This window comes from Luteitalea sp. (assembly GCA_009377605.1).
Lineage (GTDB): Bacteria > Acidobacteriota > Vicinamibacteria > Vicinamibacterales > Vicinamibacteraceae > WHTT01.
The window spans coordinates 22,685-35,584 of sequence record WHTT01000045.1 but is presented as its reverse complement, the minus strand read 5'-3'; the positions used below and the strand labels follow the sequence as shown (position 1 = coordinate 35,584).

Annotated in this window: 12 protein-coding genes; 7 read left to right on the top strand and 5 right to left on the bottom strand. The window is 64.3% G+C overall.

Features of this window, described 5'->3' with window-relative positions:
• The first annotated feature begins 5 nt into the window (after window positions 1–5).
• Genes nadD through GEV06_15830 form a run of 3 tightly spaced genes read left to right on the top strand, consistent with a single transcriptional unit; the run spans window position 6 to window position 1,891 of the window.
• Window positions 6–692, top strand: coding sequence for a nicotinate-nucleotide adenylyltransferase (gene nadD / locus GEV06_15840; protein ID MPZ19366.1), 687 nt, complete (start codon window positions 6–8; stop codon window positions 690–692).
• Window positions 679–1,116, top strand: coding sequence for a ribosome silencing factor (gene rsfS, locus GEV06_15835; GenBank protein ID MPZ19365.1), 438 nt, complete (start codon window positions 679–681; stop codon window positions 1,114–1,116). Before nadD ends, rsfS begins: the two co-directional genes overlap by 14 nt.
• Window positions 983–1,891 carry a ComF family protein gene (locus GEV06_15830; protein ID MPZ19364.1) on the top strand — a complete coding sequence of 303 codons (909 nt, stop codon included), beginning with the start codon at window positions 983–985 and terminating at the stop codon, window positions 1,889–1,891. Before rsfS ends, GEV06_15830 begins: the two co-directional genes overlap by 134 nt.
• Before the next feature lie 157 nt (window positions 1,892–2,048).
• On the opposite strand, the gene GEV06_15825 is transcribed toward GEV06_15830, so the two are convergent.
• Window positions 2,049–3,011: a family 43 glycosylhydrolase gene (locus GEV06_15825; GenBank protein ID MPZ19363.1), complete on the bottom strand. Its 963-nt coding sequence runs from the start codon at window positions 3,009–3,011 to the stop codon at window positions 2,049–2,051.
• A gap of 41 nt (window positions 3,012–3,052) precedes the next feature.
• Here GEV06_15825 and GEV06_15820 point away from each other — a divergent pair, with 41 nt between their 5' ends.
• The gene (locus GEV06_15820; GenBank protein ID MPZ19362.1) at window positions 3,053–4,909 is read left to right on the top strand and encodes a sulfatase-like hydrolase/transferase; all 1,857 of its coding nucleotides are present in this window, start codon (window positions 3,053–3,055) and stop codon (window positions 4,907–4,909) included.
• A gap of 20 nt (window positions 4,910–4,929) precedes the next feature.
• On the opposite strand, the gene tmk is transcribed toward GEV06_15820, so the two are convergent.
• On the bottom strand, window positions 4,930–5,595 hold the full coding sequence (gene tmk, locus GEV06_15815; GenBank protein ID MPZ19361.1) for a dTMP kinase: 666 nt from the start codon (window positions 5,593–5,595) through the stop codon (window positions 4,930–4,932).
• A 75-nt stretch (window positions 5,596–5,670) separates the two neighbouring features.
• Entirely contained in the window at window positions 5,671–6,954 is a 1,284-nt protein-coding gene (gene lysA, locus GEV06_15810; protein MPZ19360.1) for a diaminopimelate decarboxylase, read from the bottom strand.
• Window positions 6,955–7,112: 158 nt separating this feature from the next.
• On the opposite strand from lysA, the gene GEV06_15805 reads away from it, so the two are divergent.
• From GEV06_15805 to GEV06_15795, 3 genes are read left to right on the top strand one after another with little or no spacing between them, the layout of a single operon-like run.
• Window positions 7,113–7,751 carry a sigma-70 family RNA polymerase sigma factor gene (locus GEV06_15805; GenBank protein MPZ19359.1) on the top strand — a complete coding sequence of 213 codons (639 nt, stop codon included), beginning with the start codon at window positions 7,113–7,115 and terminating at the stop codon, window positions 7,749–7,751.
• Window positions 7,748–8,104, top strand: a complete 357-nt coding sequence (locus tag GEV06_15800) for an anti-sigma factor antagonist (protein ID MPZ19358.1) — start codon at window positions 7,748–7,750, stop codon at window positions 8,102–8,104. The genes GEV06_15805 and GEV06_15800 overlap by 4 nt, the downstream gene beginning before the upstream one ends.
• The gene (locus GEV06_15795; GenBank protein ID MPZ19357.1) at window positions 8,091–8,378 is read left to right on the top strand and encodes a hypothetical protein; all 288 of its coding nucleotides are present in this window, start codon (window positions 8,091–8,093) and stop codon (window positions 8,376–8,378) included. Before GEV06_15800 ends, GEV06_15795 begins: the two co-directional genes overlap by 14 nt.
• 99 nt (window positions 8,379–8,477) lie before the next feature.
• Here the strand turns inward: GEV06_15795 and GEV06_15790 are convergent, their stop codons facing one another.
• Both GEV06_15790 and GEV06_15785 read right to left on the bottom strand, forming a co-directional pair.
• Window positions 8,478–9,404, bottom strand: coding sequence for a UDP-3-O-acyl-N-acetylglucosamine deacetylase (locus GEV06_15790; GenBank protein ID MPZ19356.1), 927 nt, complete (start codon window positions 9,402–9,404; stop codon window positions 8,478–8,480).
• Window positions 9,405–9,670: 266 nt separating this feature from the next.
• Window positions 9,671–12,736 carry an excinuclease ABC subunit UvrA gene (locus GEV06_15785; GenBank protein ID MPZ19355.1) on the bottom strand — a complete coding sequence of 1,022 codons (3,066 nt, stop codon included), beginning with the start codon at window positions 12,734–12,736 and terminating at the stop codon, window positions 9,671–9,673.
• Between the last annotated feature and the right edge of the window lie 164 nt (window positions 12,737–12,900).

Sequence of the window (12,900 nt, the reverse complement as noted above, 5' to 3'; positions counted from 1 at the left end):
TTGCGATGTTGTTGGGCATCTTGGGTGGCACGTTCGATCCAATTCACTGCGGACACCTCGACGCGGCAGAGGCAGCACGCGTCAGCCTCGGCCTGGATGAGGTCTGGATGATGCCGGCGCGCGTCCCGCCGCTGCGTGAGCTGCCAGTCGCGCCAGCCTGGCACCGATTCGCCATGGCCGCGCTTGCCGTCAATGGTCGTCCTCACTTCCGCGTCTCGGATATCGAGTTACACCGGGAGGGAACCTCCTACACCTGGGACACGCTGCAGCAGCTTTACACGCTGGGCTACAATGGATCAGAGATTTTCTTCATCACGGGCGTAGACGCGATCTTGAAATTGGCCACCTGGCATCGCTATCCAGCCCTCCTCGACGCGTGTCACTTCGTGGCAGTGGCACGTCCCGGCGTCGCGGCGAGCACGCTCGCCGACGCCCTTCCGGAAGCCGCCGACCGCGTCGTGGTCGGGGGGACACGCCGCGACATATCTGTCGGGGCGGCGGGCGAACGCTGCCGTATTTGGCTCGTCGACGTCCCCACTGCCGCTGTCTCCTCGACCGACGTCCGGACGCGCGCCGCGCGTGGTGAGCCGCTGGACGGTCTGGTCCCTCCCCTGGTTGCGTCGCACATCCTTCAGCACGACCTGTATCGCTCCCCTTCGCATTCGGCAGGCGACTTGCATGACCAAGACTAAGGTGAGCAGCACGAAGAAGGGCGCTCAGCCCGATTTCCCGGATCCAGTCGGTGCTTGTGTCGAAGCGGCCCTCGACAAGAAGGCCACCGATGTGACGGTCCTCGACCTGCGACACGCTGGCGCGTTTGCCGACTATTTCGTGCTCTGCTCCGGCACCAGTGCACGGCAGGTCAAGGCGATCGTGGATTCAATCGAAGAGCGGCTGCGCCAGCACGGCGTGCGGCCGTCTCACATCGAAGGCTATGACCGCGCAGAGTGGGTCCTCATTGACTGCTTCGATCTCATTGTCCATGTCTTCACAGCGGAGACACGGACATTCTATGGGCTCGAGCGCCTCTGGGGCAGCGCCGTCCGCCTCGACATGGGCGACGCCAGCGAACGGCCCTCCCGAATGGCCGCCGGGCGTTCCGCCAGCCTGTCGTGAGGCGATCGACGGCCTGCTTGCCGTCCTCCTCGCGCCGCGCTGCGTCGTCTGCGAGGAGCTGCTCGACCACCCCAGCTCCGACCTCGTGTGTCCCCGATGTTGGTGCCGGCTGGCAGTCTTCACGCCGCCGGTCTGCGAATCGTGCGGACTGCCGGTGTTGCGCGCCCGCCTCTGTGGTCCATGTCATGCCGGCAGATTCTTCACACACATCGCGCGCCTGCGCACGCTCGGCCCGTACGAGGGCACCCTCCGCCGGATACTGCACGCCTTCAAGTACGACAGCCGCCGGACTCTCGCGACGCGGCTCGGGCCGTTGCTCCAGGCACACAGCGCCGACGTTCTCGAGGGCGCCCACCTCGTCGTGCCGGTGCCGTTGCACGCGGCGCGGCTGAGAGAACGGGGCTTCAATCAAGCCGCGGACCTGGCGTCGACACTCCCATTGCCACACATGGATGTTCTTGCACGAGTCGTTGCGACTCGCTCGCAGACGGGTCTCTCCGCCGAGCAGCGACGGCGAAACCTGCGCGGGGCGTTTGACCTGCGGCGCAAGACGTCTCTCCTGGGATTTGCACGCAGGTCACCCATGGACACACTCGCCTCTCGCGTTGTCCGAGACCATGTCGTGGTGCTCGTCGACGATGTGTGTACGACGGGTGCGACGCTCGAGGCATGCGCACGGGTGCTGCTGCAGGCTGGTGCGCGCGAGGTGAGGGCGTTGACCGTCGCCCGCGCGTTGCTGAGCAAGGGTGATAGGGGTGACAGGGTGACCAGGTGACAGGGTGACCAGGTGACAGGGTGGACCAGGTGAAGGGGGTGACCGGGTGAGGGGTTTAACATCGTTGGAGCCTTGTCACTCCCTGCGCCGCGGGGCCTGAAGGCCCCGCGCTACAGACGCTCAAACGACCCCGTCACCTTGTCACCTTGTCACCTTGTCACCTTGTCACCTTGTCACTCGGGCCCTGCCCTTCGTTAATCGTCGGCCAGCCATCGTCACCCCAGACCACCTCGTCGAGCAGGGCTTGTCGACCGGTCTTGAATTCGTTCGGCTTGTAGGCGTGATAGAGGAGATAGGTACGCCCGCGCGCATCGGAAACAATGGAGCCATGGCCAGGACAGCGCCACAGGTCGTTGGCCGGCAGAATGGGATTGGCGGCGTTGCGCTCCCAGGGTCCGAGCAGCTTCCGAGATCGGGCAACGCCGAGCCGGTAATCACATCGCTCGCCGCAACAGCCGCGCGCCGAATAAAAGAGATAGAACCACCCGTCGCGACGGAGTATGTACGGCCCCTCGACGAGGTGTCCCTCCCACGGCGCTTCGTTGCGCAAGATCTCTGTCGGCTCCCCCTCTAGTCGCGTGCCATCCGCAGAGAGCGGCTGTGCCCAAAGCGGCGTGGGCTTCTTCTGGCTGTTGCCGTCCTCCTTCCAGATGAGATACCGCCTGCCCTGTTCGTCCGTTGCCGGTGCGGCGTCGATCGATCCCAGCTCTTGGCACACGAGCGGCCCGTGATCGACGTACGGCCCGGCGGGCTCTGGCGCCGTCGCCACCCCCACGCAAAGGGGGCCTTTCTGCTTCCGTGCCGTGTAGTAAATGAAGTAGCGGCCGCGGTGCTCGGCGATCTCCGGCGCCCAGTAGCTGCCAGACGTCCACGCGGGCGGTGTCTCGAACACGTAGCCAACGCGCGTCCAGTTGACTAGATCGTCCGATGAGTACAGCGGGAAGGTCGGCACCTGCTTGCCCGACGTGTGCGTCAACCAATAGGTGTCTTCGACACGAATCACCGACGGGTCTGGATGATCACCGGGAATGACGGGGTTGCGATAGGCAGGCCCCTCCGGCGCTCCCCGACCAGCGGCCACAGTTGCGAGGACGATGAGGGAGACGGATGCGAGTCGCATGGGCTGTATGCTACTCTCACCGCACCATGCTCCGCATCACGATCGCTCGTCTGATGGCGGCCGCCTGTCTCCTCGTGGCGATTGCCGCTCCTCCGGCCCTCGCGCAGCAAGCTGCCCGCCCAAATATCCTCTGGATTACGAGCGAGGACAACGGTCCGAATCTCGGTGCGTACGGCGACACGTACGCCACCACGCCGAATCTCGACCGGCTCGCGTCACGTGGGCTGCGCTATCTGAACGCCTGGTCGACTGCGCCCGTCTGCGCGCCAGCGCGTACGGCAATTATCACGGGGATGTATCCCTCCTCCACCGGATCGGAGCACATGCGAAGCATGGTGCGCCTGCCGGCGTCGATGCGCATGTTTCCCGAGCTCTTGCGTCAGGCCGGCTACTACACGTCGAACAACGTGAAGGAGGATTACAACATCGAGAAGACCGGCAAGGTCTGGGACGACTCGTCGAAGACCGCGCATTGGCGCAACCGGCCGCAGGGCAAGCCGTTCTTCGCGGTGTTCAACATCACCCTCACGCACGAGAGCCAGATCCGCAGCCGTCCGCACACGTGGGTGCATGATCCCGCCAAGGCCCCCCTGCCCGCCTATCATCCAGACACGCGCGAAGTACGCGAGGACTGGGCGCAGTATCACGACAAGATGACCGAGATGGACCGTGTGGTTGGTGAGCGCCTGGCGGAGCTAGAGGCCGACGGCCTGGCCGACGACACCATCGTCATCTATTTCGGCGATCACGGCGCAGGGTTGCCGCGCCTGAAGCGGTGGCCGTACAACTCGGGGCTGCGCGTCCCGCTCCTCGCCTACGTGCCGCCGAAGTTTCGTCACCTCGCCCCAGACGGCTACGAGGCTGGCGGCACCAGCACACGCCTCGTGGGCTTCGTCGATCTCGCACCCACGATGCTCAGCGTCGTGGGTCTCGAGGTGCCTGCGTGGATGCAAGGGCACGCCTTCTTTGGACGGTTGGACCAGCCAGCGCCGGCATTCGCGTTCGGTGTTCGGGGACGCATGGATGAGCGATATGACATGGTCCGCTCCGTTCGAGATCAGCGCTACATCTACATCCGAAACTACCTACCGCATCGCATCTACGGACAGTATCTCTCGTACATGTTCGAGACGCCTACGACACAGGTCTGGAAGCGCTTGTACGACGAGGGGAAGCTCGAGCCGCCGCGCACCTTCTTCTGGGAAACGAAGCCGCCCGAAGAGCTGTACGACTTGACAGCCGATCCGGATGAAGTGCACAACCTCGCCGCGTCGAGCACTCATCGCACGGTGCTAGAGCGCCTGCGGCGCGCACTGGACGGGCATGCTGCAACGATTCGCGATGTCGGCTTCCTGCCGGAGTACGAAATGCGCCGCCGCGCAGCCTCGAGCACGCCCTACGAGATGGGCCACGACGAGCGCCGCTACGATCTGGACCGGGTGCGGACGATGGCCATGCAGGCATCGGATGCACGCGTGCCGCTCGATGTGATTCGACAAGGGCTGACGGATGCTGATCCGGCGGTGCGGTATTGGGCCGCGATGGGCATGCTCATTCGCGAAGGTGACGCCGTGTCGGCTGCTGCCGACGAGCTCACCGACCTACTCGAGGACGAGGCGCCGGGTCCACGAATCATGGCCGCCGAAGTGTTGGCGCGGTACGGATCCGAGGTCTCGCAACGCCGTGCAATCGATGTGCTCGTCGAAACGGCCGACGTGACGCGGTCTGGCTTCTATGAAAGTGTTCTCGCCTTGAATTCTCTGTGCCACGTCGAGGCCTTGCCGGCGGAGGTCAAAGAAACCGTCGAAAAGCTCCCGACCACGCACCCATCGATTCACCAGCGTGAGAATTTCTACTTGCAGCGCTTGGTGGAGGCGATAGTCGACGGCAAGGGGTAAGGGGGCAAGGGATCAAGGGATCAAGGGATCAGGGGATCCAGGGATCCAGGGATCCAGGGATCCAGGGATCCAGGGGGGGCGAGGGCAGCGCGAACGGCCAGGGCGACCTCCTCCTTCTTCTGCGAGGCGTCGACGGTGATCCACTTTCCCTCACGAGCTTGGCGGAGATAACTTTCGCGCACGCGCTCGAGCAAGGCGAGGTCCGCTTCGAATCGATCGCGTCCCCGCTGCTTGCGAAGGGCTGCAACGGACGGCGTGATGTCGAGCAGCACTGTCAGGCCTGGCCGCGGAAGAAAGCGCTGAATGTCTCGCAGCCATCTCGGATCGAGGCCTTGTGCTTCTCCGTAGGCGACAGATGAGGCGACGTAGCGATCACAGATGACGTGAGCGCCATCGGCCAACCAAGCCTCGATCTGCGGCCGTAGCTCTCCACGATTCGCAACAAAGAGGAGCTGGAGAACGTCGGGCGGGAAGCTCCGCTCACTCGCGAGCGCGGCGCGGATCTCCTGCCCAATGGGCGTGGTGTAGACGGGGAATTCCAGCGTCTCGACGCGCTGGTGTCGCTCACGCAAATGCTGCGCGAGCGCCTCTACCTGCGTCTGCTTGCCGCTCTGATCGACCCCCTCAACGGCAATGAGCACGTCTCCTCCACAGTGACGACACGATGGGCGCCGTTCGCCGAACACAAAGGTAGGGCGCGTTCGCCGAACGCGCCGTCAGGAGAGGTAACGGCCGCCTCGGCGAGGCGGCCCTACCCAACCTTAGATCTCGCTGGCGAGCATGTCATCGACGCTTTGTCGGCGCCGGATGATGCGCCACGCGCCATCCTGGACCAGCACCTCTACCGGGAACGGGCGGCGATTGTAGTTCGAAGCCATGGCGGAGCCATAGGCTCCGGCATCGAGAATGGCGACGAGATCGTCCACCTGCGGCAAAGGGATCCGTCGAGCCAGCCCGAGGATGTCGCTGCTTTCGCACACCGGTCCGACGATGTCGCAGGTGGCGACTGGCGAGTCTCGACGCTCGACGGGAACGATGCGGTGAAACGCGCCATAGAGCGCCGGGCGCAAGAGCTCGGTCATCCCGGCATCGAGGACCACGAAGTGGCCCGCGTGGTGCGGCTTGACATCCACGACGCGGGCAACCAGCGCGCCTGCTGGACCAATGAGCGCGCGGCCCGGCTCGAGAACCAGGGAAAGACCGGTATCACGGGCAGCCGCTTCGAGGATCGCCGCGTAAGCCTGGAAGTCCGGCACTGGCGCTTCATCGTACGAGATGCCCAGCCCACCACCGAGATCCAGATGATCCAGCGGCACATTGTCCGCCTTGAGCGCACGGGCGATCGGCACGATCGCCGCGACAGCGCGCGAGATGGGCTCGAGGCTCGTCATTTGGGAGCCGAGGTGCACGTGTAGTCCAACGACGTGCAGGCCTGCGCGCGCATGCATGGTGCGGACGAGCGCCGGCACGTCAGCGATCGGGACCCCGAACTTGTTGTGTCTCTGGCCCGTCGAGATGTGCGGGTGCGTCTCGGGATCGACATCAGGATTGACACGCAGCGCGACGCGGGCGCTGCGCCCTTGCGCCTGGGCGAGCTCGTCGATGCGCGCGAGCTCGCCCGCAGACTCGGCGTTGATAGCCTGCACATCGAGGCCGACCGCACGTGCGAGCTCGTGCCGCGACTTCCCGACGCCAGTGAACACGATGTCGCGGGGCGCGAACCCCGCCCTGAGCGCCACCTCGATCTCGCCCACCGAGTTGGCGTCCGCCCGGACGCCCAACGATCTCAGCAGCTCGACGAGCGCCAGCGTGGAGTTCGCCTTCAACGCATAATGAAGAGCGTGCGGCGTGTCAGCGAGCGCGGCGGCGAACAGCCGATACCGCAGGCCAATAGTGCCGGCACTGTAGAGATAGCAAGGGGTTGTCACCTCGTTCGCGATGTCGTCGATCGGCAGACCGTCACAGCGGAGCACGTCGTTTTCATACGTAAAGCCGACCGTGGCGCTGGAAGCGGCCGCGTTTGGTGATGTCACTGCCTCAGCCATGCTCGTTGGATCTTATCAGGGTGGCGGGGCGCAGCGTGCTGGGGCGCAGCGTGCTGGGGCCCCGGGGGTGCCCCGTCCTCGGTCGAGCCGCCTGGGGGCGCCGAGCTCCACTGTGATATCATCCCGCCGCCTCCCTTGCGCTCAGCGCGCCTGTGCCCATGTCACCCGATTTCTCCACGTCTGACGCGGCGGCTGTCAACGCGCTGATCGAGCGCTGCCTGCAAGGCAACCAGGTGGCGTGGGAAGCGATCGTGCGCCAGCACTGGCGGAAAGTCTTCAACGTCGCGTACAAGTTCGTGGGAAAACATGACGAGGCGGAAGACCTCACGCAGGACATCTTTCTGAAGATCTTCCGCTCGCTGGGAACCTTCGACCGGCGCGCGAACTTCCAGACCTGGCTCATCAGCGTCTCCCGGAACCTTTGCATCGATCACTACCGGAGCGTGCGCAAGGAGCGGGAAACGATTGCACGCGAGATCGATGCCTCCACCATGCCGGCCGCCACATCGGATGCCGGCCCGTACGCGCAGCTCGAGCACGACGACCAGCGAGCGCTGCTGCGGCGCGCGCTCGACCGGCTTGCGCCAACGCTGCGCTCGGCCGTGCTGTTGCGCGACATCCAGGAGCTGTCGTATCAAGAGATCGCGGCGCGTCTGGACCTCCCGGAAGGCACGGTAAAATCGCGCATCAACCGTGGACGATCGGAGCTGACGCGACAGATCAAGCGGTTGCAGGCCGACGCCGCGGCACGCGCGGCGGCGGCGGCAAACGCTCGTGAGACAGGAGCACGCGAATGAACCTCACCACTGAGGATCGAGAGGGCATCTCTATTGTGCGGGTCGGCGAGACGCGGATGATGTATCCGGTGCTCGCAGACTTCTCCGCCGCCGTGACCACGCTCGTGGACGACGGTGCCCGGAAAGTGCTCATCGACTTCTCCACGGTCGACTACATCGACAGCGCCACGATCGGTTGCTTGATGGATCTGTACCGGCAGATCACGGCTGCCGGAGGTGCGTTGCGGCTCTGCGGTGTGCAGCGGCGTGTGGAGACGATGCTGACAATGACCGGTGCGCAGAACTTCATCCCACTCCACACGGATGAGGCGAGCGCCGTCAAGAGCTTCGGGGGTCCGCATGCGCAAAATTAAGACGACATCGGACGTCGAAATCGACCTCGATGGCGACTTGTTGGCGATCCTCGAAACGCTGTTTCAAGAGGTGACGCTCCGCCACGAGCTCGAGCGCACATTCGAGGACATGATGCGCGAGGTCACGCATCTGGTCGGACAAATGGACCCAGACGACCAGCGCCGCTATCTGGTCGAGAGCTTGTTCCTGAACACAGTGACCTACGAAAACGAGCGCCTGGGCGCCTTCATGCGGCGTCTCGCGCAGCAGGAGGGTGACTCGAGGACCTCGTGACGGGGTGAGAGGGTGATAGGAATGGTAGCGCGCGTCAGCCTCCCGCGCCGTCACGGCGAGGCGCGAAACGGCCGCCTCGGCGAGGCGGCCCTACCTTCGTCATGCATTGGCCTTGGCGGGCACCGGCAGGCCGATGGCCGCTGGCTGTGGCACGACGGATTCGACCGGCCCGCCGGCTGGCGCCTCGATCAAGCACCACGCGTCGCGCTCGGCGAGGATCTTGGTGGCAAAGGCGGTGTGGAGCGCGTGCCCTCCGCGCTGCGCCACCACGTGGCCGACGATCGGGTACCCCACCAGTGCGAGGTCGCCAATCACGTCAAGGATCTTGTGCCGGACGAACTCGTCGGCGAAGCGCAGCGTGTTGTTCAGGACGCCCGTTTCACCAAGGACGACCGCATTGTCCAGCGAGCCCCCGAGCGCGAGGCCTCGCTGCCGCAGCATCTCGACCTCTTTGAGGAAGCCGAACGTCCGCGCGGGCGCGATATCCTCGGCAAACGACTCTGCTGTCACCCGGATCGACCGCGCCTGGTGCCGCAGCAGCGGATGATCGAAGCTGATCGTGTAAGTCACCCGGAAGTCGTCGGCGGGATAGACCACGATTTGTTTGTCGCCGCGACCGAGGGAAATTGGCCGCAGCACCTTCAAATACTTGCGAGAAGCCCCTGAGTTCTTGAGGCCTGCTTCATGGATGAGATAGACGAACGGCGCCGCACTACCGTCCATGATCGGGACCTCGGGAGTGTTGAGCTCGACGCTGACGTTGTCAATGCCTTGACTGACCAGCGCCGCAAGCAAGTGCTCAACCGTGTCAACACTCCCCTCGTCCCGAGCCAGGCCCGTTGCGTAGTGCATGGTGGCGACATTCGCCACCGTCGCGCGAATCTCGAGTCCGCCGAGATCCGTGCGCTTGAATCGAATGCCGTGATTGGCGGGTGCCGGCCGGAGAGTCAATGTGACCCGATTACCTGAATGCAATCCAATACCGGCACAAGGAATGGCTCGACGAACAGTCCGCTGAGGATTCATCTCCCCTCGTCACAAAAAAGGACAAAAGGCGGCAAGCCGCAAAATATCGGATGCCCCTTAAGCAAGACAGATGCCTAACATCACGGGCACAAGGCAACCCGATATAACCTACTGATTCTTCACATCTTCGGGCTGGAACGATCCAAGAAAGCCTAAGTCGGCTCCAAAAGCCTGTTGCAGTTGGACCACGCTCTAGAGGCGGATCACTGTGTCGGAATTACCACAGCACGCCAAGATGTACGTGAGTCCGAGACTCTCCCTTCTCCTCAGGCAGTGCCAGTACGGCCGAGCTTTTGGCGGTGACCTTCGAGATCGGCAAGACACCGACCCGTGTGCGACCCACGAGCCCGTATCACCTGCTCGGGCGTGCCCTCGGCCACGACGCGCCCGCCGCCATCGCCACCCTCCGGACCGAGGTCGATGATGTGGTCCGCCGAGCGGACGACATCGAGATTGTGCTCGATGATGAGGACCGTGTTTCCCTGGTCGACCAGTTGGTGCAGCACTTCCAGCAGCTTCCGAATATCCTCGAAATGCAGACCGGTCGTGGGCTCGTCGAGCATGTAGACGGTTCGTCCCGTGCTGCGGCGCGACAGCTCCTTGGCGAGCTTGACCCGTTGCGCCTCGCCTCCGCTCAACGTTGTCGCCGACTGCCCCAGCTCGATGTAGCCGAGCCCAACCTGCTGCAATGTGCGTAGCTTGGTGGCAATCGGCGGGAAGCTCTCCAGCAGCGGTACTGCTTGATCGACGGTCAGGTCGAGGATATCGGCAATCGACTTTCCTCGGTACTTCACCTCGAGCGTCTCTTTGTTGTAGCGTCGTCCCTTGCACTGCTCGCAGGTCACATAGACATTCGGCAAGAAGTGCATCTCGATGGCCATGACTCCATCGCCTTGACAGGCTTCACACCGGCCGCCCTTGACGTTGAACGAGAAGCGACCCGGCCGGTAGCCGCGCGCACGCGCCTCCGGCAACATCGCAAAGAGGTCCCGAATGAACGTGAAGAGTCCGATGTAGGTCGCTGGGTTCGATCGCGGCGTCCGACCGATCGGGGATTGGTCGATCTGAATGACTTTGTCGATGAGGTCGAGCCCCTCGATCGCACGATGTGGGCCCGGTTCATCCGCCGCGCGATAAAGCTCGCGCGCAAGCGCCTTGTAGAGAATGTCGTTGACGAGGGTTGACTTGCCCGAGCCGCTCACTCCCGTCACCGCCAGGAAGAGACCAAGCGGAAAGGCGACGTCGATATTCTTGAGGTTATGGGCGCGCGCGCCAACGACGCGCAAGGCTGCCTTGCCGGGCCGCCGCCGAACGGCCCGCGCGGGAATCACGCGATCGCCGCGCAGATACTGGCCAGTGAGGGATTCGACTACGCTCATCCCAGGAGATGCCATGGTGCGCGCAGCACCCGATTCACCCTCGCTCGTCACACGCGGTTCGACGTTGCTCACCGCAAGCGAGTCTGCCGGGCTCACTGCGCGCACGTCCGCAGCGCCATTTGTCAGCGCCTCGGGACGCCCCTGGAAGATCAAGTAACCGCCGTGCTCGCCGGCGCCAGGCCCGAGATCGATCACCCAGTCGGCCGTCCGGATGGTTTCCTCGTCATGCTCCACGACAACGACCGTGTTCCCCAGGTCGCGCAGCCTCACGAGCGTTTGCAGCAGCCGATGGTTGTCACGGTGATGCAGACCGATCGAGGGCTCGTCGAGCACGTACAGCACACCGGTCAGGCTCGCGCCAATCTGGGTTGCGAGCCGAATCCGCTGCCCCTCACCGCCAGAGAGCGTTGCGGCCGACCGGCTGAGCGTCAGATAGCCCACACCGACGTCGACGAGAAACCGCACACGCTCACGAATCTCGCGCAGGATGCGGCCGGCAACGAGCGTCTCGCGCTCCGTCAATGTCAGCCGCTCGACCAGCTCCAGCGCACGCGCGATCGGTTGTGCGGTGATCTCCGGCAACGTGTAGTCCTTGACGCGGACTGCACGACTCTCGGCCCGCAGCCGCCCGCCCTGGCATACCGGACAGGTCGCAAGGGCCCGGTAGATCTCGAGTCGCTCACGCTCGGCCCAGGAGCCCTGCTCGTAACGGCGACGAAGGTTGGGCACCAGGCCTTCGAAGGCGTGCCCGAACGGGTCTGTCCGCGTTTGCGAAGACTTCGCCGCAGCCTCGCCCCGCGCTCGGCGTCCTGTTTTGTACGCCGACTTGCCCGCCGTGGCGCGCAGCGCGGAAGCAGCGGACTTGTCCGCCGTAGCGCGAAGCGCGGAGGCGTGTGTCTGAGCGCCCCAGAAGAGCACATCCCGCGCCTTCTTCGGCAAGCTCCGAAACGGGACGTCCGGATCGATCCCAAAGACCTCCCGCAGCCGTGTCAGGGCCTGCGTCACGAACGCCCGGTCTCCGTGCACCCACGGCGCGATGGCGCCCTCTGCGAGCGATTTGCGGTCATCTGGAACGACGCGCGCCGGGTCGAAGTCGTGCACCAAACCGAGGCCTTGACACGCCGGGCATGCGCCGTGCGGTGAGTTGAACGAAAAGGCGCGCGGCGTCATCTCTGGCACGCTGATGCCGCAATCGACACAGGCCATCTTGCGCGAGTGGAGTCGATCGCCCCCCTCCAGCGTATTGATGATCACGAGGCCGTCACCCAGGGTGAGGGCGAGCTCGATCGACTCGGTAAGTCGCCGCTCGATGCCGGCCTTGATCACCAGACGATCGACCAGCACCTCTATCGAGTGATTGCGCCGCCGATCGAGCTTGATCTCCTCTTCCAGCGATCGCAGGCGCCCGTCGATACGGCCGCGGGTGAACCCGCGCTGCCGAAGGGCCGCGAGCTCCTTCTTGAACTCACCCTTGCGCCCACGGACGATCGGTGCGAGCACGTTCAGGCGTTCTTCGGGCGGGTAGGCAATGATGAGATCCACGATCTCTTCGGCGGACTGTGTGGCGATGGCGCGGCCGCACTGCGGGCAGTGCGGAACACCAATGTTCGCGAAGAGCAGCCTGAGATAGTCGTAGATCTCGGTGACGGTCCCGACCGTCGACCGTGGATTGGACGCCGTAGTCTTCTGCTCGATCGCAATCGCGGGCGAGAGGCCGGAAACGAGATCGACGTCCGGCTTCTCCATCTGCTCGAGAAATTGGCGAGCATAGGCGGACATCGACTCGACGTAGCGCCGCTGGCCCTCGGCATAGAGCGTGTCGAAGGCGAGAGAAGACTTCCCAGATCCGGAAAGGCCCGTGACAACCACGAGCCTCTCGCGCGGGAGATCGACATCGATGTTCTTCAGGTTGTGCACCCGCGCGCCGCGGATGGCGATGCGTTCGTCGTCCATGCAGGAATGGCCTGTCGGCGCAGCCCCTCTGTCGAGGCTATCGCCGACGGTTCAAACGCACAATTGTACCACGGTAGCTGACGAGAAACGGGGACAGCCCTCGTTTCCACGTTCTTACGATGAGAAAACGAGGGCAGTCCTGGGCAGTCCCGGGCAGTCCCGGG